This window comes from Phocaeicola faecalis, from assembly GCF_021730445.1.
In the GTDB taxonomy this organism is placed as follows: Bacteria; Bacteroidota; Bacteroidia; order Bacteroidales; family Bacteroidaceae; genus Phocaeicola; species Phocaeicola faecalis.
This window is the reverse complement of the sequence record NZ_JADNRM010000001.1, coordinates 295515-316641: the sequence shown is the minus strand read 5'-3', so window position 1 is coordinate 316641 and position 21127 is coordinate 295515. Positions and strand designations below refer to the sequence as shown.

The following is a 21127-nucleotide window of genomic DNA, read 5'->3' as shown; positions in this document are numbered from 1 at the left end:
AAAAAGCAACGCATGATGAACAATAAACTTTATCCTATTGGTATTCAGAATTTTGAGAAAATTCGTAAGGATGGCTATTTTTACGTTGATAAGACGGCATTGGTTTATCAACTTGTCAAAACAGGCAGTTATTACTTTTTGAGCCGTCCTCGCCGTTTCGGAAAGAGTTTACTGATATCCACCCTTGAGGCTTATTTTCAGGGTAAAAAAGAGCTTTTTGAAGGGCTCGCCATGGAGCAGTTGGAGAAAGACTGGATAACATATCCTATTTTGCATATTGACCTTAATACTCAAAAATACGATACTCCCGAGAGTTTGGAAAATAAACTGAATGGAGTTTTGGATGATTGGGAAAGTCTTTATGGCACTCGTGCTGCAGAGAAGTCTTTGTCGATGCGTTTTGAAGGAGTTATCGAACGTGCTTACCGGAAGACCGGACAACGGGTGGTGATTCTCGTTGATGAATATGATAAACCTATGTTGCAGGCCATTGGCAATGAAGCACTCCAAAAAAGTTTTCGTGAAACACTGCAGGCATTCTACGGCGCACTGAAAAGTAAAGATGCCTGTATCAAATTTGGAATGCTCACAGGGGTTACCAAATTTGGAAAAATAAGTGTATTCAGTGCTTTGAATAATTTAATAGATGTGTCCATGGATGAGCGGTATGCGGCATTGTGTGGCATAACTGAGGAAGAGATTCATCGGGATTTTGAGGATGAATTGTATGCCCTTGCCGATAAACAACACATGACTTATGATGAAGTTTGTAATGAATTAAGGGAGTGTTATGATGGATATCATTTTGTGGAAGATTCTGTTGGAATATATAACCCATTCAGTTTGTTGAATACTTTTTTTAAAATGAAGTTCGGAAACTATTGGTTTGAAACGGGGACTCCCACCTATTTGGTAGAACTGCTTCAAATGCACCATTATGACCTTCATCGTATGGCTCATGTTGAAACAGATGCGGATGTTCTCAATAGTATCGATGCTTCCTCCACCAACCCGATTCCTGTGATTTATCAAAGTGGTTACCTTACTATCAAAGGATATGAGCGCCGTTTTGGTATTTATCGTTTAGGTTTTCCAAACCGTGAAGTGGAAGAAGGCTTTATGCGCTTTCTTCTTCCTTTTTATGCAAAGACTACTAAGGTTGAGGCACCGTTTGAGATACAAAAGTTTGTACGTGAAGTTGAGTCCGGTGATTATGATTCTTTCTTCCGCCGTCTGCAAGGTTTTTTTGCAGATACTCCTTATGAGATGGTTCGTGACCTGGAGTTACATTATCAGAATGTCCTTTTTATCGTTTTCAAATTAATGGGATTTTATGTGAAAGTGGAGTATCACACAAGTGAAGGCCGTATTGACCTGGTGCTGCAAACCGATAGCTATATTTATGTCATGGAATTTAAATTGGATGGTACGGCTGAAGAAGCTATGCAGCAAATCAACGATAGGCATTATGCCCGGCCTTTTGAAGCAGATAGCCGTAAACTGTTTAAGATAGGCGTGAACTTTAGCATAAAAACTCGGAATATAGAAAAATGGATAGTGGAAGAGACCGGAAAGGAACACTGTTCTACGTCAACAATTTAAGAGGAGAAGGTTTATCTATTTGTTTTATGCGGATGAGATTCATGAAAAGTTTGTAAAAAGGAAGTTTTCTATGTTCTTTTCAAATTCTTTTCAGAATCTCTTCTAATCTTTGCATCAGAGAAAAGACAATGATGTATAACTCATAAAACAACAAGATTATGAAAAAGGTATTTTTATTTTTAGTGTGTCTATTTACGTTGCAAACTGTAGTAATGGCTGATGATGACAAGCCTATACAGGTTAACCAATTACCGCAACCGGCCCAAACGTTCATCAAACAGTATTTCCCGACTGCTAAAGTGGCTATGGCTAAAATGGAGACTGACCTCTTTGATAAAAGTTACGATGTAATTTTTACGAACGGTGATAAGTTGGAGTTTGATAAACGGGGGGCATGGACGGAAGTGAACTGTAAATACAGCTCCGTTCCGGGTAATGTGATGCCTGCTCAAATTCAGAAGTATGTGTCAACCAACTATCCTGACGCTAAGGTCTTGAAAATCGAAAAAGACAAAAAGGATTATGAAATAAAGCTGTCTAATGGGTGGGAAATCAAGTTCGACTTAAAATTTAATGTGATTGATATTGATAATTGATGATTGCTTTTCCCTGTATTGAGCATACATGTTGTGTCTCCATACAGGGAAAAGTGTAATTTAACTATATAGTAACTTCCTTGACACCATCTTGTAATGAACAACATGGATATTTGCATAGTTTTAAAAGATAACATGAATGTGGCATTGCTGAAGTTCTTTACAGGTTGCTTGCAAACACTGACCAATGAAATGTATCTTGTGGAGGAATTCATTTAACTGTTATTTCTTTATATGAATTCATAGAACTCTCTTTTAAAGTCATGGCTGCGTGGTGATGCAGACGTGTCTTTTTGTAACGTAATATAAAGTTGTTATTAGAAATTTATAGCTCCCGAGGGGATAAGGTTTCATAAAAGATTTTATATTTGCAGTCATTAATTACAAATAAAACAAAACTATTATGATGAAAAACCTTTGTGCCGTCACCCTTTTGGCGGCCTCCCTGTATACCGGAAATGTATATGCCCAGCCTGCTGCCGTCAAGAAAATTATAGAAATAGGAACGACCGATAATCGTGTAATGCATCAACTGGATGTTTTGACTAACCGTTTTGGCGGTCGTCCCATTGGTTCTGATGCTTATGATAATGCCGCCGAATGGATGCTTCGCGAATTTAGAAGTTGGGGTATCGAAGCACATTTGGAAGAAGCCGGCGAGCTGCCTGTCGGCTTTAATCGCGGGCCGTGGTTCGGGCGGCTTATCGGTGGTGACCAACCGATGAACTTGCATTTTGTCACTCCTTCTTATACTTCGGGAACCAAAGGGTTGCAACGTGGTCATGTGTTGATTGAGCCCGCAACGGAAGCTGAATTGAAGCGCATGAAACATCAGTTGAAAGGTGCGTGGGTATTAATATCAGGAAAGAATGCAGGCTGGCCCATCGACCATTCTGCTAAAGCAGATTCGCTGCGTAGTGTGGTAAAGGCGGAAAATCTGAAAATAGCACAGAAGAATGATTCATTGATGGAGGAAAATTGGGCAAAGGGTACATATCATCAAATGCTTCCTTTGCGTCGGATGCCGGGATTGTTCTATAAAGAGATGTGTGAGGCTGGCGTGCTCGGTTTCATACAGTCTGCCTCCGTGCCCTTACGTGCACTCTATGATCGTTCGTTAGTGAATGATAAGAACACTACTTTTGATAATTTACCTGAAGTGTGTGATATCAAATTGGATGAGCATCAGTATGCCGTTATAGAGCAAATGGCAAAAGAACGCCGGGAGTTTTGGCTGGAGTTTGATATCCGTAATCATTTTAAGCTTGGTCCTGTGAAATACCACAATGTGGTAGCTTCCATAAAAGGAACAAAATATCCGGACGAATATGTAATTATCAGTGGACATCTTGATGCTTTTGATGTGGCAACGGGAGGCATTGATTGCGGTACGGGCATCGGTCCCATGATGGAAGCAGCGCGACTTATCGCTCTTTCGGGAGCGCAGCCCAAACGTACTATTCTATTTGTAGCTTTTGCCGGAGAAGAATTTGGTTTACTGGGTGCAAAAGCTTATGCACATCAACATCGGAAAGAGTTGGGAAAGATAGCGAATCTGTTTAACCGGGATGGCGGGCCTACTCCTCCGGTCGGTATTTCTGTTCCGCAAGCCATGTACGATGACTTTGTAGAAATTTGTAAGCCGGTGAAGAATATCAATCCGGATTTTCCGTTTGAGGTGAAAGTTGCCAAACCTCGTAAACGCCCGACTTCAACAGGAGGTACCGATGCCAGTGTATTCGCCGTGGAAGGTGTCCCTACTTATGGTTTCATAACAGATGATATCAAAGGATATAATTTTTCTTACGGAGAAATCTGGCATACCGAGCGCGACCTTTATACAAAGAATATCCCCGAATACCAGGAACACACGGCTGTTGTGACTGCGGTAGTGGCACTTGGAGTAGCCTCTCTGGACAAGCAATTATCCAGAGAGGGTATGTATAAGGAATAATATTAACACTTCTTTTTAATTCTTAGTCTCCCCGGGGGGGATGTGTCAGGCTGCTGCTTACACATCGCTTCGGGGGAGATGTGTCGAAACTTCCCTTTTTTCGAAATCGCCCTCGCTACAACTATCTGTGGCGAGGGTGACTTTTAGGTATGAGAAATTCGGCACACTCTCTTCTCTTTCTAACAAAATTGTTCTTTTTCTCCCCTTTTAATGGATAAATGTCGTTTTTAGGTGTAAAAAATGTTAGTTGAGGAATAATGGCTGAAGATAATTTCTACCTTTGCTGCGCACGTTAGTGCATAACCGACCTAAACAATTCGGCGAAAAGATTGTTTATATAGCAAAGATAAATTATAAAATAAAACTAAACAGAAGCTTATGTCACAAATCGTTGGACATATATCACAAGTAATCGGACCGGTGGTCGATGTGTATTTCGAAGGCAAAGATATCGATACCGACCTTCTTCTTCCAAGTATTCACGACGCTTTAACCATTAAACGACCGGACGGCAGAACGCTGGTTGTCGAAGTTCAGCAACACATTGGCGAGGACACTGTGCGTACCGTAGCTATGGATAGCACGGACGGACTGCAACGCGGCATGGAAGTAATACCGACAGGACATCCTATCACCATGCCTGTGGGCGACCAGATTAAAGGTCGTTTGATGAACGTAGTGGGCGATGCCGTAGACGGAATGAAGCCGTTGAGTAAAGAGGGTGCATACCCCATTCATCGTGAACCTCCCAAGTTTGAAGACTTGTCTACCACACAGGAAGTGTTGTTTACCGGAATCAAGGTAATCGACCTGTTGGAACCTTATTCAAAAGGTGGTAAAATCGGTTTGTTCGGTGGTGCCGGTGTAGGAAAGACTGTGCTTATCATGGAGTTGATTAACAACATTGCCAAGAAGCACAACGGTTTCTCCGTGTTTGCGGGAGTAGGTGAACGTACCCGTGAAGGTAATGACCTGTTGCGCGAAATGATTGAATCAGGCGTTATCCGTTATGGCGAAGAGTTTAAGAAAAGCATGGAAGAGGGAAATTGGGATCTCTCTAAAGTAGACTACAATGAAGTAGAGAAATCACAGGCCACCTTGGTGTACGGACAGATGAATGAACCTCCCGGTGCACGTTCTTCCATTGCCCTTTCCGGATTGACCGTTGCCGAGTCGTTCCGCGACCGTAAAGGTGGGGATGCCAATGGCCCGCGTGATATTCTTTTCTTTATTGATAATATTTTCCGTTTCACACAAGCCGGTTCAGAAGTATCTGCCTTGTTGGGACGTATGCCGTCCGCCGTGGGTTATCAGCCGACATTGGCTACCGAAATGGGACAGATGCAGGAGCGAATCACTTCTACCAAGAATGGTTCTATCACTTCCGTACAGGCGGTATATGTGCCTGCCGATGACTTGACAGACCCGGCGCCTGCCACTACATTCAGCCACTTGGATGCTACAACGGTATTGAGCCGTAAGATTACCGAGTTGGGTATTTATCCTGCGGTAGATCCGTTGGAATCCACTTCGCGTATTCTTGACCCGAATGTTGTGGGACAGGAACATTACGACACCGCACAGCGTGTGAAACAAATCCTTCAGCGCAACAAAGAGTTGCAGGATATCATCTCTATTCTGGGTATGGACGAACTTTCGGACGAAGACCGCCAGACCGTAAACCGTGCACGTCGTGTACAGCGTTTCCTGTCACAGCCCTTTGCCGTGGCCGAGCAGTTTACCGGTGTGCCGGGTGTGATGGTTTCCATCGAAGACACCATCAAAGGATTCAATATGATTATGGATGGGGAGGTGGATTACTTGCCCGAACAGGCATTCCTGAATGTAGGAACAATAGAAGAAGCAATAGAAAAAGGTAAGAAATTGCTGGAAACAGCCAATAAAAAGAATTAGTGCTTTATGAAACGGTTTCTGAATATGACAATCGCCACTCCCGAAGGAGTTGTTTTTGAAGGAGAGGTTGAGAGTGCGGAGTTTCCCGGTACGTTGGGTGCGTTCACTCTTCTGCCGTTGCACGCAGCTCTGATTTCTTCCCTGACCGGGGGAAAAATCGTTTATGTGAAAGATGGGAAACCGGAAGAAGTCGCTATCAAGGGTGGTTTTGTTGAGGTGAAACAGGATATAGTATCAGTTTGCGTAGAACAATAACATTTAAAGAGTCTAAACTATGGGATTTACACTGACGAAAAAGCGATTTTTAATCTGGAAGACCATCATGACAGTGGTCGCCGGACTGGTAGTAGGAGGAGCAATCAAGTTATTTTGGCCGGAGCATTATTTTGCCTGGTTTCCCTTTATTCCTCTGTATTTTTATATCTTCGGATGGTATTACATTTTTATGTTCGACTACTGTCGGAAGTATACGCCGCATAAATTGCTTTCCATCTATATGGGAATGAAGTTTGTGAAAATGGTGTTCTCGATGATAATCCTGTTGTTCTATGTATTGCATGTCAAAGTGCATAAGGAAGATTTCGTATTGACCTTCTTTTTGTTTTACCTTTTCAGCATGCTGTATGAAAGTATATTCTTCTTCTTGTTCGAGAATAATTTGAAGATTAAACTAAAAGACAAAAAAGAAAAAAATGGATAAGGCAAGGTATTTGATAGGTATTGTTTTCTGTTTGCTGATGATGGGTGTCGGTACGGTGAAGGCCGAAGATATCAATGTGAGCCAGCAGCAGGAAAATGTGGATGCGAAGGACATCGTGTTCGGCCATATTCAGGATTCTTACGAATGGCATATCACTAAGTGGGGCGACAAGGACATTGTGATTCCTCTTCCGGTGATAGTATATAGTAAGGAGACGGGATGGCATACCTTTCTTTCTTCCCGTATCGCCCACGAAGGCAGTGAGCACGAAGGACTGCGCATAGCCACTGATGGAGACCATAAGGGAAAGATTGTAGAGGTGAATGCTGCCGGGCAGGAGGTGCGTCCGTTCGATATCTCTATTACAAAAACAGTACTTGCTCTGCTGATAAATAGTGTGTTGCTGGTTGCTATCATTTTGGGCACTGCCCGTTGGTATAAGAAGCGCACGCCCGATTCTCCTGCGCCGAAAGGTTTTGTAGGTTTCATGGAAATGTTTGTGATGATGATAGAAGATGACGTAATCAAGAGTTGTGTGGGAAAAGATTACAAGCGTTATTCCCACTTTCTGTTGACGGCATTTTTCTTTGTGTTCATCAATAACCTCATGGGATTGATTCCTATTTTTCCCGGTGGGGCAAATGTGACGGGAAATATTGCCATTACACTGGTATTGGCATTGTGTACGTTCATAGCTGTCAACGTGTGGGGAAACAAGGCCTATTGGAAAGAAATACTTTGGCCGGATGTGCCCACATGGTTGAAGTGTCCCGTCCCGTTGATGCCGGTAGTAGAGTTGTTCGGTATCTTCACAAAGCCTTTTGCCTTGATGATACGTTTGTTTGCCAATATCATGGCAGGTCACTCGGTTATCTTGGCGCTCACCAGCCTGATATTCGTTACAGTGAGCATGGGGCCCGCTATAAACGGCACAATGACAGTGGTATCCGTCCTGTTCTGCATCTTTATGAACTTTGTGGAACTGCTGGTAGCCTTTATTCAGGCGTATGTGTTCACCATGTTGTCGGCAGTCTTTATCGGACTGTCTCGTGTAGAAGAAACAGAGAAAGAAAAAGCATAAAATAAATCATTAAAAAATAGAAAAGTTATGTTACTATCAACAGTATTATTACAAGCAGCAGCCGGAGTCGGCTTGAGTAAAGTAGGTGCAGCACTGGGCGCAGGTTTAGCGGTAATCGGTGCAGGTTTGGGTATTGGTAAGATTGGTGGTTCGGCTATGGAAGCTATTGCACGTCAGCCGGAAGTTTCAGGTGATATTCGTATGAATATGATTATCATCGCCGCTTTGGTAGAAGGTGTAGCCTTGTTTGCCATTGTTGTTTGTTTCCTTGCATTATAAAAATAAAAAGAAGTTATGTCATTATTAGTGCCCGATAGTGGTTTGTTGTTTTGGATGTTGCTTTCCTTCGGCATCGTGTTCTTTGTGCTTGCCAAGTATGGATTCCCCGTCATTATCAAGATGGTGAATGAGCGTAAGGAGTACATTGACCGTTCGTTGGTGGTGGCAAAAGAAGCAAACGAACAGTTGGCTAACCTGAAAGCTGAAGGTGAAACCATCATGGCTAAAGCTCACGAGGAACAGGCACGCATACTGAACGAAGCAGCGGCGACACGAGACCGTATTATCAAGGAAGCCAAAGAACAGGCACGGATAGAAGGAGATAAAATGATGGAAGAGGTGAAGCGCCAAATCCAGGCAGAAAAAGAAGATGCTATCCGCGACATACGCCGTCAGGTAGCGGTTCTGTCCGTTGATATTGCCGAGAAAGTGTTGCGTAAGAACCTCGACGACGAGAACAAGCAGACGGAAATGATTGACCGGCTGCTGGACGAATTAACTGTTTCTAAAAACTGATTTGCCATGTATATAGGAGTAGTCTCTATGCGGTATGCCAAAGCATTGTTGGCGTATGCCGATGACGCGAAGGTGGAAGATGCCGTTTACCGGGAAGCGTTGCTGCTGAAAGACAGCTATGCGCAAGTTCCCGAGTTGCGGCAGGCTATGGACAATCCTGTGCTGGCGCCCGATGTAAAGCTGAAGCTGGTAGTGGAAGCTGCCGGAGGGAAAGTGACAAAGGAACTGGAACGCTTTGTGCAACTGGTGTTGAAGGAAAAGCGTGAAAAGTTTCTCCAGTTCATGGTTAATTCGTATATCGACCTGTACAGGAAACAGAAAAATATCAGCATAGGCAAGTTGACTACGGCTTATCCGGTGGCTCCCGAAGTAGTGGAGCGTATCCGCCGGATAGTGGTCAGCCGCACGAAAGGAACTGCTGAATTTGCTACAAAGGTAGATACCTCATTAGAGGGTGGTTTCATTTTCGAAATCGGTACTTACCGTCTGGATGCAAGCATTGCCAGCCAGATACGCCGAGTGAAGCAGCAGTTTATTGAGAAGAACAGAAGAATAGTATAAAAAAAGAAACGTAAAGACTATGTCTGAAAATATAAGACCCAGCGAAGTATCCGAAGTATTGCTTCGGCAGCTCAAGGATATCGATACCTCACTTCAGTTTGACGAAGTGGGTACGGTGCTTCAGGTGAGCGATGGCGTGGTTCGTATCTACGGCCTGCTCAATGCCGAGGCGAATGAGTTGCTGGAGTTTGAGAATGGTATCAAAGCCATTGTGATGAATTTGGAAGAGGACAATGTGGGTGCCGTGTTGTTAGGGCCTACCGACCAGATTAAGGAAGGTATGATTGTAAAGCGCACCAAACGTATCGCCTCTATCAAGGTGGGCGAAAGTATGTTGGGACGCGTCATTGATCCGTTGGGCGAACCGCTTGACGGACGCGGACAGATAGGCGGTGAGCTTTGCGAAATGCCTTTGGAGCGCAAGGCTCCGGGAGTGATTTTCCGTCAGCCCGTCAATCAGCCGTTGCAAACCGGTTTGAAGTCTGTCGATGCCATGATTCCTATCGGTCGTGGACAGCGTGAATTGATTATCGGCGACCGTCAGACGGGAAAGACCGCCATTGCCATCGACACCATCTTGAACCAAAAAGCGAATTATGAAGCAGGGAAACCTGTTTACTGTATTTATGTAGCTGTGGGACAGAAAGGTTCTACTGTGGCCAATATCGTGAACGTGTTGAAAGAGCGCGGAGCATTGGACTACACAATCGTAGTTGCCGCTACTGCTGCCGACCCTGCCGCCTTACAATATTTTGCTCCGTTTGCGGGAGCTGCCATCGGCGAGTATTTCCGTGACACCGGCCGGGATGCGTTAGTCGTTTACGATGACTTGTCCAAGCAGGCCGTTGCCTATCGTGAAGTATCGTTGATTCTCCGCCGTCCTTCGGGCCGTGAGGCTTATCCGGGAGATATCTTCTATTTGCACTCCCGTTTGTTGGAGCGTGCCGCGAAGATTATCAACCAGCAGGAGGTGGCAGAACAGATGAACGACCTTCCGGCAAGTCTGAAGGGAAAGGTAAAAGGAGGCGGTTCGTTGACAGCCCTTCCCATCATCGAGACACAGGCAGGCGACGTTTCGGCCTACATCCCGACCAATGTAATTTCCATTACCGATGGTCAGATATTCCTCGAAACCGACCTCTTCAACCAAGGATTCCGCCCTGCCATTAATGTGGGTATCTCTGTATCCCGTGTAGGAGGTAGTGCGCAAATCAAGAGTATGAAGAAAGTAGCCGGTACGTTGAAGATAGACCAAGCACAGTATCGTGAGCTGGAAGCATTCTCAAAGTTCAGTAGTGATATGGATGCCGTGACCGCCATGGCCATCGACCGTGGACGTAAGAACAACCGGTTATTGATTCAGCCCCAGTACAGTCCGATGCCAGTAGGCGAGCAGATTGCCATCCTTTATTGCGGGGTACATAGCTTGTTGCATGATGTGCCTTTGAATAAAGTGATTGATTTCCAGAATACGTTCCTGGAAACGATGCGCGCCAACCATCAGCAGGATGTTATTGATGTGCTGGCAAGCGGTGTCATCAATGAGGAAGTAACCGGAATCATAGAAAAAGTGGCTGCCGAGACAGCCCAGTCTTATAAAGAAAACTAATTATCATGGCATCACTGAAAGAAGTAAAAGGAAGAATAGCCTCGGTAAACAATACCCGAAAGATTACTTCGGCTATGAAGATGGTGGCTTCAGCCAAACTGCATAAGGCTCAGGCCGCCATAGAAAGCATGCTTCCTTACGAACGCAGGCTGCACCACATACTGACCGACTTTATGAGCAACTGTACTGAGGTGACGTCTCCTTTCATCGTGAAACGTGAAGTAAAAAGGGTGGCCGTTGTGGTGTTTGCTTCCAATACCAGTCTATGCGGCGGTTTCAATGCCAATGTCATCAGGCACTTGGTCGATTTATTGGCGGAATACAAGCCGTTGGGATTGGAGAATATTCTGGTTTTCCCGGTAGGGAAGAAGGTGGCGGATGCTATCAGGAAGTTGGGGTTTCGCATTGAAGGCGATTTCCAGCACATGGCAGACAAACCTTCTTATCAGGAGGCGGCCGACCTTGCTACTGATTTGATGAAGCGCTTCCTGCATGGCGATGTGGATAAGGTGGAACTGCTCTATAATCATTTCAAGTCCACTGCTTCGCAGATATTGACTCGCGAGACTTATCTTCCCATTGATTTAAACAATGAAAAGAAGGAAGAAAAGGAAAAAACGATTGATTATATTCTTGAGCCTTCTGCCGAAGAGTTGATGCAGGATATGCTGCCCAAAGTATTGCGCATGAAGATGTTTACTGTGTTGCTCGATTCAAATGCTGCCGAGCATGCGGCACGAACCATGGCCATGCAGATTGCGACGGACAATGCCAATGAGTTGTTGCAAGAACTGACGGTAATGTATAACAAGAGCCGTCAGCAGGCAATTACTAACGAGTTACTCGATATTGTGGGCGGCTCGATGGCATAATGTGCTTGGTCGCGCGATTTCTCTGAGAAGGGCATACAAATAAGCGAACCGCGTTTAAAGTAGAAAGTAAAATGAACGACTTAAAAACCCGCATAGAATCCCTGTTACAACAACTTAACGAACGTGTTTTCGAGAAGGAGCATGTGGTGGCACTTTCCCTGCTGTCGGCAGTGGCAGGAGAGAGCATCTTCTTGCTCGGCCCTCCGGGGGTCGCCAAGAGTATGGTGGCGCGCCGTCTGAAACTGGCTTTTCGGGATGCCTCTGCTTTCGAGTACCTCATGTCCCGCTTTAGTACGCCCGATGAAATATTCGGACCGGTGTCTATCTCCAAACTGAAGGATTCGGATACCTACGAACGTATTGTCGATGGCTATCTGCCTTCGGCTACCATTGCCTTTCTGGATGAAATATGGAAGGCAGGGCCTGCCATTCAGAATGCTTTGCTGACCATTATCAATGAAAAGATTTATCGCAACGGACAGTTTTCCATCCGTGTTCCCCTGAAAGGTCTGATAGCGGCATCCAATGAGCTTCCGGCACAAGGGCAGGGGCTTGAAGCCCTTTGGGACCGTTTCCTTATTCGCTGTCTGGTGGGAGGAATAGAAGATATGGGTGAGTTCGACCGTATGATTTCGTCTACCGACGAAACGGAACCGGTGATAGACGAACGGCTCCAAATAGCCGGTGAAGAATATGCCCATTGGGAAAAAGAAATAGCTGCCGTAAAGATTCATTATTCCATTTTTGAAGTGATTCATGCCCTGAAAGACGGTATCGAACAATATAACTTGCAAGTGCAGAACGAGGGAGGCATTTCAGCTCCTCTCTATGTGTCCGACCGTCGCTGGAAGAAGATGGTAAAGTTGCTTAAGACATCGGCCTTTCTGAACGGATCGGATACCATCCGCTTGTCGGACTGTACACTTTTATCATATTGTCTGTGGAGTGAAACAGAGCACATGGAAGCCATAGAGGAAATGGTTGCTGCTGCCATACAGAAGAGTGCCGAGGGTTATCTGCTCAACATAAAGGGTCTGGAACAGGATATAGAAGAGCTAAAGGACCGCCAGTCTTCGGAACACAGTCTGCGCGAACTCAACGACCCCGGTATTCAGGTGGTGGATACTTATTATTATCAGATAGAGGGTGTCCGCATGAAAGAGCGTTTGTTGATTTTTGCTTCCGACTACCAGCATCTTGACAAAACAGGAAAGCTGTTCTATCTGCATAAAGATAAATATAAGGCAAATTGTTGCATTCTGAAAAAATATGATTCGGTGCTTCATGCCAAAGTTCCCCGTAGCAAGATATATACGTTGAAGCGGGGGACTCGTTCCGTTTATATAAATAATTATGAATATCACCTGATGTGTTATGAAAACTGTCCGCCTCCGCCGCCCGAACCGGAACTGGAAGACTTGGGGATGAAATACCGTTCGGTGACCGAAGCTTTGGGAAGAATGGAGAAAGACTGGAACGAGTTGCTTGCTGCCGAAACGGAGTATTACGAAAACCATCTTTTCCTGAGTGCAAAGCAACGCCTCCTGATGCGGAGGATGCTTACCCATCAAAAGAACAATATAGAAAGATATAAGAACGAATTGAACGAAATGGCTGATGCGTACCGCAAAGAGAACCAGGAATATAAGGTTGAGAGACCTGAAGATGATTTATTCACAGGAGCTTAAGGACAGGACGTTCAAAGCTTACGAGGAAGATATCGGCAACGGAGTGGTGCGCCGGCACGAACTGGAGGAAAAAGTGCTTGCCTACTATCGTCGCACGACTCCCTCTCTACAGGAATATTATTCGCGCTACACTCCCGAATGGGATGCTTTTTATTCCTCGGAACACTTGCCGGACCTGGCATTCCTGCAATTTCTGAGACAGATGCGTGGTGCGTTTAAGAAGCGTTATGAGCTTTCCGAACTCAATATTGATTACTACATCTCATGCATGGAAGGTTGCTCTCTGCTGAAGGGAGAAGCGGCGCAGACAAAGGAGTTTTTCCTGGATAAATGGCATCAGTTGCTCACCCGCAAGGAGTACGACTATCAGTATATGCATATTGACAGCCTTTGCGAGAGTTTCGACCTGTTGGTAAAGAAACAGGGACAGCAGTCGGGCAATCACCTGCTCGGGTCGCGTATGGAGTGGCTGCTTCACAACTACCCGGACTTGTATCGCAAAATGCTTCCTTTTGAGCAAGTGATGAAACGTAATCCAGCCATCCGGCAACTGGCACATCTTTTGGGGAGAAAGCATCGGGAACCCCTGAAGTATGATTCCCTTTCGGGAGTGGATAAGAAGATGTTGATTCGCCATTCTCCGCACAGCGATATAACGGGCGTCACTTTGGGCAATGACCTGAACAGTCTGTTGCCGATAGAATATTGTTATCTGGCGGACGATTCGCTGCGTGCCGTGTTCATGGAGCGGTATGCCGAGAAGCGGTTGCAACTGTTTGATTATAAATCGAAAGAAACAGATTCGGTGAAGAATGACAAGCAGAAAGTTTCGGGACAAGGGCCTTATATTATTTGTGTGGATACGTCCGGCTCTATGCAGGGCGACCGGGAAATCCTGTCCAAGTCTGCTATCCTTGCCATTGCCCAGTTGACGGAAAAGACTCATCGCAAATGCTATGTCATCAACTTTTCCGATGAGGCTGTATCTCTGTTGGTCGAAGATTTGTCGCGTGACATGCCCAAACTGGCCGAGTTCCTCAATAAGTCTTTTGATGGGGGAACGGATATCGAGCCTGCCCTTCGCGAAGCGGCGCATATCATTAATGGGAATGATTTCAGGGAGTCGGATATTGTCCTGATTTCAGACTTTGAGATGCCTCCGCTATCTAAAGATTTAAAAGAACAAATAAGGGTGATAAAACGTCGGAAAACTTCTTTTTTTGCACTCTCTTTTGGCAATCAGCCCGAAATGGAATATCTGAATCTTTGCGATAGATATTGGGAGATGTGACGGAGACGAAAAGGACGCTGCATTTTAAAATTCCAAGGTTCTTGAAAAAACTCTTTCAGCTTTTAAAAAAAGACTTAGAGGTTTTGCAAAAAGACAGTGGAGTTTTTCGGAAAGACAGTGGAGTTTTACCAAAAGACAGTGGAGTTTTTCGGAAGTACTTTTTCATGTTTTATTTTCCGTTTTTATGTCTTTATAGAATGGACTGCGGATTTGTGATGTGGACTGTTGTTAAGTAGTTGATTATCAGTTATGTTTCTTCTTTTTTTAGGACCACAGGACCAGGGCTCACCTATATGAGATTCTGGTCCCAACTTTATACTGATATGAATATATATATTGTTGTATATCAGTACGTTATTAATTTATAAAACGGACAAGCTGATTTTATGAATTACGAATTATTATTACATGGAGAATATCTGTTGGCAATGAGTTTATTGCTTCGTGAATATGCTCTTGAATGACTTATAATCTCATTGATTACAGTGCTGAATTTCATTTAATAGGCTTGTCTGCTTTATTGGTTTGATTATCAGTTTGTAAATGGTTTCTATTAGGACCAGAATATCATATAGGTGAGCCCTGGTCCTGTGGTCCTAAATAAAATATTAATTCTTTGATAATCAACAGTTTTGCTCTTTTGGTATGGCGAGAAACAATTACCACTTTTATGCGAGAAGATTTTAGGCCTTTATTGTGCTTTTTATGGCATCAATCAGCCGGCTGAAATCTTCAGGAAATACATCGCCGATATTTCCGATACGGAATGTATCTGCCTGTGAAATTTTACCCGGATAAATCACGAACCCCTTTGTTTTCAGTTGCTTATAGAATTCTTTGAAATCGAAGGCCGCGTCCGGATACAGGAAAGAGGTGATAATGGGGGATTGTATGGCGTCATCCAATAAGGTTTTGAAGCCCAAAGAGCGCATTCCTGCCACTAATACCTCGTGATTGCGGCAGTAGCGTTCGTGGCGTGCCTTCACGCCGCCTTCGGCCTCTAATTCGTCCATGGCCTGCTTGAAAGCGCGTACCACGTGAGTAGGAGAGGTAAAGCGCCATTTGCCGTGTCCCTTCTCCATTGCTTCCCATTGGTCGTAAATGTCAAGAGAGAGGCTGCGTGAAACGCCCTTGCAGTGTGCTAGTTCGGATTTGCGGGCTATGATGAACCCGAATCCCGGTACACCCTGAATGCACTTGTTGGAGCTGCTAATCATAAAGTCGATGCCCAGTTCCTCTACATCCAAAGGTACGCCTCCAAAGCTGCTCATTGCATCCACAATCAACTTCTTGCCGTGCATCTTCACTACGTGGGCAATCTCCTTCAACGGGTTCAGAATGCCGGTCGTTGTCTCGCAATGCACCACTGCCACGTGTGTGATTTCTGCATTATGTGCCAGATAATCGTCTACATATTCCACCGATACTTGTTCGGTTTCATCAAAAGCGAGCATATCATAGTTCATGCCGTGGTATTCGGCAATGTTTCCCATACGGTCACCGTATGCACCGTTGCTCAGGATGAGTAATTTGTGTTTCGGAGTGATGACACTTCCCAATGTCGCTTCTACGCAGTAAGTACCGCTTCCCTGTAGCAGAATGGCTGTGTATTCGTCGGTTTTATGAGTGGCGAGTTTCACCAGCCCTTTGCGGATTTCTTCAACGATATGCACATTGTAATCCTCATCCCATGTGCACCAGTCGGTCATCATGGCGGTTTTTACTGTTTCGGATGTTGTTAAAGGGCCGGGGGTCAAAAGTAAGTATGGTCTCATTTTTTAGTTCATTTTATAGTTAATAATTTCAATAATTTCGGGGAGTTCGGCAATGCTGTTTACCACATAGTGGGCGCCTGCCATATACATACGCTTCCTGACGGCTGCCATGCGTCTACCCAGTTCATCAGAGGAAAGCTTTTCAGTTTCTTCTTGGGTAAGCCCCATTTCGTTGCTGCCCAAAATGACACCGACAGTCCATACGCCTGCATTTACTCCTTCTTTGATGTCGGCAATGGTATCCCCATATTTCACGACACTTGTCACGGAAGGTACATTCAAATCTGTCATGTTTTTGTAAATCATAAAAGGCTGAGGACGTCCGGCAGGAAGACCGTCGGGGGTGACACAGTTGTCGGTGGTATAACCTTGGGCGGCAGCTCCCGGCAGGACCACCTCCATCATGGCGCGGGTATATCCTGTGGTGGAGCCGATTTTAAGACCTGCCTTTTTCAGTCCGCCGATAGTCTCAATGACTCCGGGGATGGGAGTGGTATATTCTTGCAGAGAGGCAAAGAGATATTTCTCAAATTCGCGGTTCATGGCAACCACATCTTCTTCCGTCCAAAGTCTATTGTATCGTTTTTGGAATTGTTCTGTCACTCCGGACAGTTTGAACAGTTCACGTATATGGTCTATTTTTGCCATTCCCATAGGGCGGCGAGCTTCTTCCATGGTGACAGTGATACCTACTTCGCCGAAGGCTTTCAAGAAAGCGGCAACAGGTGCAAAACATCCGTAATCGACTGCCGTTCCCGCCCAGTCCATAATTACACATTCTATTTTTTTCATCTTGCTATTAGTTATTTATGATTATTGATTTCCGGTAGGAGTGGATTGAATCTGCGGGAATGTAGGTGCGGCATTGTCTGCCGGGTGATAACATTCCGTGGCCAAGTTCTGTTTTTCCATTTTATATCGTTGTATCAGATAGATTGCCGAACCGATGAATGCAACGCCGGCAACGATTCCCACCCATCCCGAAAATTGGTTGTAGAATTGCATCCAGTTGATATTCGGGCTGCAATATTCTTTGAACAGAAGTACGCAAACCGTTCCTGTATATCCGATAAAGTCGATAGTGGCGATAAAAAATCCGACATTTCCTTTAATCTTGAAACAGGCAATAAACCGTTCGAAAAATAGGGTTTGGAAGCTAAGGTAGACGATGTACAGGCTTAAGCTTTGTATAAACAGCCAGTAGAGGGTGGGCAATTGCAGTGTGTCATAATTGAATGCCAGATAGCTGATGGTTACGGCTCCGCCTACCACCATGGAAAGGAGTACCAACAGCACTCTGTAATTGCTGTTTATTAGTGACATCATGGCAAATATTCCCAGAATAATCAGCGTTACCATGCCGTCTACTTGCGCAAATAGCCATGAAGAGATAGTGCTTACGTCAATAATGTTGACTAGAAAATCTTCCTTGATATCGCGTAGGATGGTGATGAACAGATTGGCAAAAAACAACATAACCAGCAGAGGCATATAGCTTTTGAACAGTTGCCGACGTTGTTCTCCGTTCAGCGTTACGCGTTCCGAGCGAAGGGCACGGTCTTCATCGGTGGGTTGCGGTAGCTTGTTGAGCGACCAACCCATCAGGACAAGTAGCGGAAAAGCCAGTCCACCTATCAGGGCAGGCATCCAAAACTCTGTGACACCGAATGTGCTGACAACAAATAACCCCAATGATTTGGCCATTCCCGAACTCACTGCCATGCTTACCCCCAACAGGCTGGCCAATATGTCGGTCACTTTGCGCCCCTCAATGAAACTGAAAATGACTCCCCACATACATCCCAACGCCAGCCCGTTAAAGAACAACGCAAATACATTGAAAGGGGTAGGGAGTAATCCGAAAGAGACCAATGCAAGTTCGGCAAGAGCTACGGAGAATATCATGAATTTCAACCGGTTCTCCCGCTTCAGCTCAGAGACAATTTTGATGGCAAAAAACTTGGAGATGAGGTAACCGAAGATTTGCATGATAGTAGTGGCTACCTTGTAATCCATTCCGAAGAAGTCCATCCCGTGGAAAGTGGCAGCCGTAAAAGGTTTACGCAGTGCATATACCAGTGAATAAGAAAGTAAGGCCGTTCCCCCTGCCCATAGGATAAACAGGAAATTGGATATTGGTTTGTTCGTTTCGCTTTTTGCTTCCATTATTGTTTCTACTTGTTTTTGCAAATTATGTTTTTATCATCGTAAAAGTGGAGTCTTGTATCTCGTCCCGATGATTTCCGGCAGCAAAAGTATGCTTATCCGACCGGAGAAAAAATGAATGTTTATGATTAATATTTTTCATATAGTGAGGGGCTGATGATGTAATATTAATGTAATGTGTATGTCATTGTAAGTTCACACGGAAACTTGTATTTTGCAAGTTCAATATAGAAGATAATATCCATGAATGATTTAATAGAAATTTATAGAAGAATAGAATATCTCCGTAATAACGGATTGAAGATGAAAGAGATAGCAGATTTTATCGATATGGCTCCCAGTGTGTTGTCTGCGCTTTACTCCAGTGTTTTGCCCACTTATGTAACCTCATTGAAACAAGGACATTCTGAAGAAAATTCATTAGATTTGGCTTTGGGACAGGTCAATAACATTTCAAAGAAACGTTTGATGGGGAATTTATCAACTATCAAGGAACTACTCTTCAGTATGGAGCCAGCCAATGGTGAGACAAAGGCGAATCCGTTTATGGAAATGATGACTGCCGAGATGCAGCGTTCCGTTCAGGAGGTATATAATTATAGTGGCAGTTATTTGAGTTACAGTCTTTCTTCGTCATGCAACTGCCTGAAAGTGGAACCTTATCTGATAGAGTCCTCCGAAGATAACACGTATGTGAAGGTGACTCACATGAGTGCTTATAACACGACTCATCGGGGGGTAGGGTTGTTCAATAACCATCAGAACGGATATATTTTCTTCAACGAACGGGAAACTCCCCAAATGGCATTGTTCAGCATTTACCTGCAATTGCCCATGTATGATTTTCCTCCTTTTCTGAAAGGGTTATATCTCAGCTTGGATTATAACAGGAATCCGATAGCACGCCGTATTCTCTTTGTAAAGCAAAGTGACAGTACGGACATGGAGGAGTTCCTGGAATTGAAAGGGGAGCTTGTGGCACTTGAAGACTTGACGGAACTGCAAAAGAAATATTATGATTACACTTGTCGGGAGGGGGACTGTATCCGTACTTGCATGATACCGTCCCCTCAACTGAATGAAGATGATTTGGAAATAGAAAAAAGGATTCTTGCCTTGTAATATCATCATCAGACGGTAACATTTCCGACCTAAAAATTGTTGTTAATAGAAAAGGATTTATCCGCATCGAAAAACACGAGACTATAAATGAGCGATGCTCGTGAAAAAAAGATATAATTGTATCATCCAAATCTCAAGATTATGGTAAAGAATAATTTGTTGAGCGAACGGCTGTCTTATGTTGGCGATAGTCATACACCTACCCACTTGCACCTATGCAGTTACAATGCCGAAGGCGTTTCTATGTATGAGGGAAAAGAAATAGACGAATTGACACCCTATTTAGAAAAAGAAAGTATTCATTGGATACAGGTGCACGGGCTTCGGAATACGGAAGCCATCCGGCGTATTTGCAGCTATTTTAATGTGGATTTTCTGACAACGCAAGATATACTGAATACCGACCATCCGGTGAAGATAGAAGAACATGATACTTACAATGTTGTGATTCTGAAAGTACTTTTTCCATCAGACGGTACTTATGCACCACAGCAGATGGCTATTATTCAAGGCAACGATTATCTGTTGACTTTTATGGAAGGAGAGAATAATTTCTTAGGCGATATCACTCAGGCTTTAGAAAAGAATGTATTGAAAATCAGAAACCGGCAATCGGATTATTTGCTTAGCGTGGTGCTGAATAGTGTAATGGCAAGTTTTATGTCCCTCATTTCGGAACTGGAAGATGAATTGGAGGATTTGGAAGAACAATTGCTTTCACCCCATGCAGACAATCTTCCAGGTATTGAGGATATACAGCAATACCGCCGTAAATTTCGGATGATAAAAAAATGTATCCTGCCTTTTAAAGAGGAGATTAGTAAATTGCTGCATGCAGACAATGATTTGTTGCATAAAGTGAACCGTCCTTTCTTTAGTGACGTTAATGACCATTTGCAGTTTGTACTACAAACATTAGATGGTTGCCGCGACATGATTTCAGCTTTGGTAGACCTTTACCTTTCTAACAATGACCAGCGTATGAATGCCATTATGAAGCAGTTGACCGTTGTTTCTACTATTTTTATTCCATTGACTTTTTTGGCAGGTATCTGGGGAATGAATTTCCAGTGGATGCCTGAACTGGGATGGAGATATGGTTATATCTTTGCATGGGCACTGATGCTGGCATTGGTCACTATCATTTACTTTTTCTTTAAACGCAAAAAATGGTATTGAGCAGAGGGGAGGTAAAGATGATGTTTTCATATATTATTGATAGTATTTTTTATGGAGTCATATTCAGTCAAAGTACCTTATCTGAAGTGGCAACTTTTGTACCAATAGGACATGGATACACTGATTGGTTATACGGAAAAGTTGTCGATATGTTCTATTTCCCTCTCTTTGAATTTAATTGGCCCGCTTGGATGCCGTTTATTGGGGGGATGATTTTATTAA

General features: G+C 44.1%; 19 protein-coding genes and 1 pseudogene. 17 read left to right on the top strand and 3 right to left on the bottom strand.

The window, feature by feature from the left end; all coding sequences use genetic code 11:
• The first annotated feature begins 15 nt into the window (after positions 1 to 15).
• From IR173_RS01345 to IR173_RS01280, 14 genes are all read left to right on the top strand, one after another.
• Complete coding sequence (locus IR173_RS01345; protein WP_237038410.1) at positions 16 to 1602, top strand: ATP-binding protein; 1587 nt, start codon at positions 16 to 18, stop codon at positions 1600 to 1602.
• Positions 1603 to 1760: 158 nt separating this feature from the next.
• Positions 1761 to 2198 carry a PepSY-like domain-containing protein gene (locus tag IR173_RS01340; RefSeq protein WP_237037902.1) on the top strand — a complete coding sequence of 146 codons (438 nt, stop codon included), beginning with the start codon at positions 1761 to 1763 and terminating at the stop codon, positions 2196 to 2198.
• Positions 2199 to 2604: 406 nt separating this feature from the next.
• The gene (locus tag IR173_RS01335) at positions 2605 to 4152 is read left to right on the top strand and encodes a M28 family peptidase (RefSeq protein WP_237038409.1); all 1548 of its coding nucleotides are present in this window, start codon (positions 2605 to 2607) and stop codon (positions 4150 to 4152) included.
• Positions 4153 to 4530: 378 nt separating this feature from the next.
• On the top strand, positions 4531 to 6066 hold the full coding sequence (atpD, locus tag IR173_RS01330) for a F0F1 ATP synthase subunit beta (protein WP_237037901.1): 1536 nt from the start codon (positions 4531 to 4533) through the stop codon (positions 6064 to 6066).
• 6 nt (positions 6067 to 6072) lie between these two features.
• Positions 6073 to 6321, top strand: coding sequence for a F0F1 ATP synthase subunit epsilon (locus tag IR173_RS01325; RefSeq protein WP_237037900.1), 249 nt, complete (start codon positions 6073 to 6075; stop codon positions 6319 to 6321).
• Positions 6322 to 6340: 19 nt separating this feature from the next.
• A complete protein-coding gene (locus IR173_RS01320; RefSeq protein WP_237037899.1) occupies positions 6341 to 6766 on the top strand; it encodes a hypothetical protein in 426 nt (141 codons plus the stop codon).
• Complete coding sequence (gene atpB / locus IR173_RS01315; RefSeq protein ID WP_371315859.1) at positions 6759 to 7847, top strand: F0F1 ATP synthase subunit A; 1089 nt, start codon at positions 6759 to 6761, stop codon at positions 7845 to 7847. The genes IR173_RS01320 and atpB overlap by 8 nt, the downstream gene beginning before the upstream one ends.
• Positions 7848 to 7874: 27 nt before the next feature.
• Positions 7875 to 8126 (top strand): ATP synthase F0 subunit C, encoded by a 252-nt coding sequence (gene atpE, locus IR173_RS01310; protein ID WP_005937691.1) that lies wholly within the window; start codon positions 7875 to 7877, stop codon positions 8124 to 8126.
• Positions 8127 to 8141: 15 nt separating this feature from the next.
• The gene (gene atpF / locus IR173_RS01305; RefSeq protein WP_237037898.1) at positions 8142 to 8642 is read left to right on the top strand and encodes a F0F1 ATP synthase subunit B; all 501 of its coding nucleotides are present in this window, start codon (positions 8142 to 8144) and stop codon (positions 8640 to 8642) included.
• 6 nt (positions 8643 to 8648) lie between these two features.
• Positions 8649 to 9203, top strand: coding sequence for a F0F1 ATP synthase subunit delta (locus IR173_RS01300; RefSeq protein ID WP_237037897.1), 555 nt, complete (start codon positions 8649 to 8651; stop codon positions 9201 to 9203).
• A 19-nt stretch (positions 9204 to 9222) separates the two neighbouring features.
• Positions 9223 to 10812, top strand: coding sequence for a F0F1 ATP synthase subunit alpha (gene atpA, locus IR173_RS01295; protein ID WP_237037896.1), 1590 nt, complete (start codon positions 9223 to 9225; stop codon positions 10810 to 10812).
• Between the two features lie 5 nt (positions 10813 to 10817).
• On the top strand, positions 10818 to 11684 hold the full coding sequence (locus IR173_RS01290; protein WP_237037895.1) for a F0F1 ATP synthase subunit gamma: 867 nt from the start codon (positions 10818 to 10820) through the stop codon (positions 11682 to 11684).
• A 71-nt stretch (positions 11685 to 11755) separates the two neighbouring features.
• A complete protein-coding gene (locus tag IR173_RS01285) occupies positions 11756 to 13372 on the top strand; it encodes an AAA family ATPase (protein WP_237037894.1) in 1617 nt (538 codons plus the stop codon).
• A complete protein-coding gene (locus IR173_RS01280; RefSeq protein ID WP_237038407.1) occupies positions 13350 to 14663 on the top strand; it encodes a vWA domain-containing protein in 1314 nt (437 codons plus the stop codon). The genes IR173_RS01285 and IR173_RS01280 overlap by 23 nt, the downstream gene beginning before the upstream one ends.
• Positions 14664 to 15346: 683 nt before the next feature.
• Here the strand turns inward: IR173_RS01280 and IR173_RS01275 are convergent.
• Genes IR173_RS01275 through IR173_RS01265 form a run of 3 tightly spaced genes read right to left on the bottom strand, consistent with a single transcriptional unit; the run spans position 15347 to position 18604 of the window.
• Entirely contained in the window at positions 15347 to 16438 is a 1092-nt protein-coding gene (locus IR173_RS01275; RefSeq protein ID WP_237037893.1) for a 2-aminoethylphosphonate--pyruvate transaminase, read from the bottom strand.
• Positions 16439 to 16441: 3 nt separating this feature from the next.
• A complete protein-coding gene (gene phnX / locus IR173_RS01270; RefSeq protein ID WP_237037892.1) occupies positions 16442 to 17230 on the bottom strand; it encodes a phosphonoacetaldehyde hydrolase in 789 nt (262 codons plus the stop codon).
• A gap of 21 nt (positions 17231 to 17251) precedes the next feature.
• A complete protein-coding gene (locus IR173_RS01265; RefSeq protein ID WP_237037891.1) occupies positions 17252 to 18604 on the bottom strand; it encodes a DUF5690 family protein in 1353 nt (450 codons plus the stop codon).
• Positions 18605 to 18847: 243 nt separating this feature from the next.
• Here IR173_RS01265 and IR173_RS01260 point away from each other — a divergent pair, with 243 nt between their 5' ends.
• The 3 genes and pseudogenes from IR173_RS01260 to IR173_RS01250 all read left to right on the top strand — a co-directional run.
• Positions 18848 to 19726 carry a hypothetical protein gene (locus IR173_RS01260; protein WP_237037890.1) on the top strand — a complete coding sequence of 293 codons (879 nt, stop codon included), beginning with the start codon at positions 18848 to 18850 and terminating at the stop codon, positions 19724 to 19726.
• Positions 19727 to 19867: 141 nt separating this feature from the next.
• Positions 19868 to 20905, top strand: coding sequence for a magnesium/cobalt transporter CorA (gene corA / locus IR173_RS01255; RefSeq protein ID WP_237037889.1), 1038 nt, complete (start codon positions 19868 to 19870; stop codon positions 20903 to 20905).
• A 32-nt stretch (positions 20906 to 20937) separates the two neighbouring features.
• A pseudogene (locus IR173_RS01250) lies at positions 20938 to 21114 on the top strand (lipoprotein signal peptidase); the annotation flags it as partial.
• Positions 21115 to 21127: the final 13 nt, after the last annotated feature.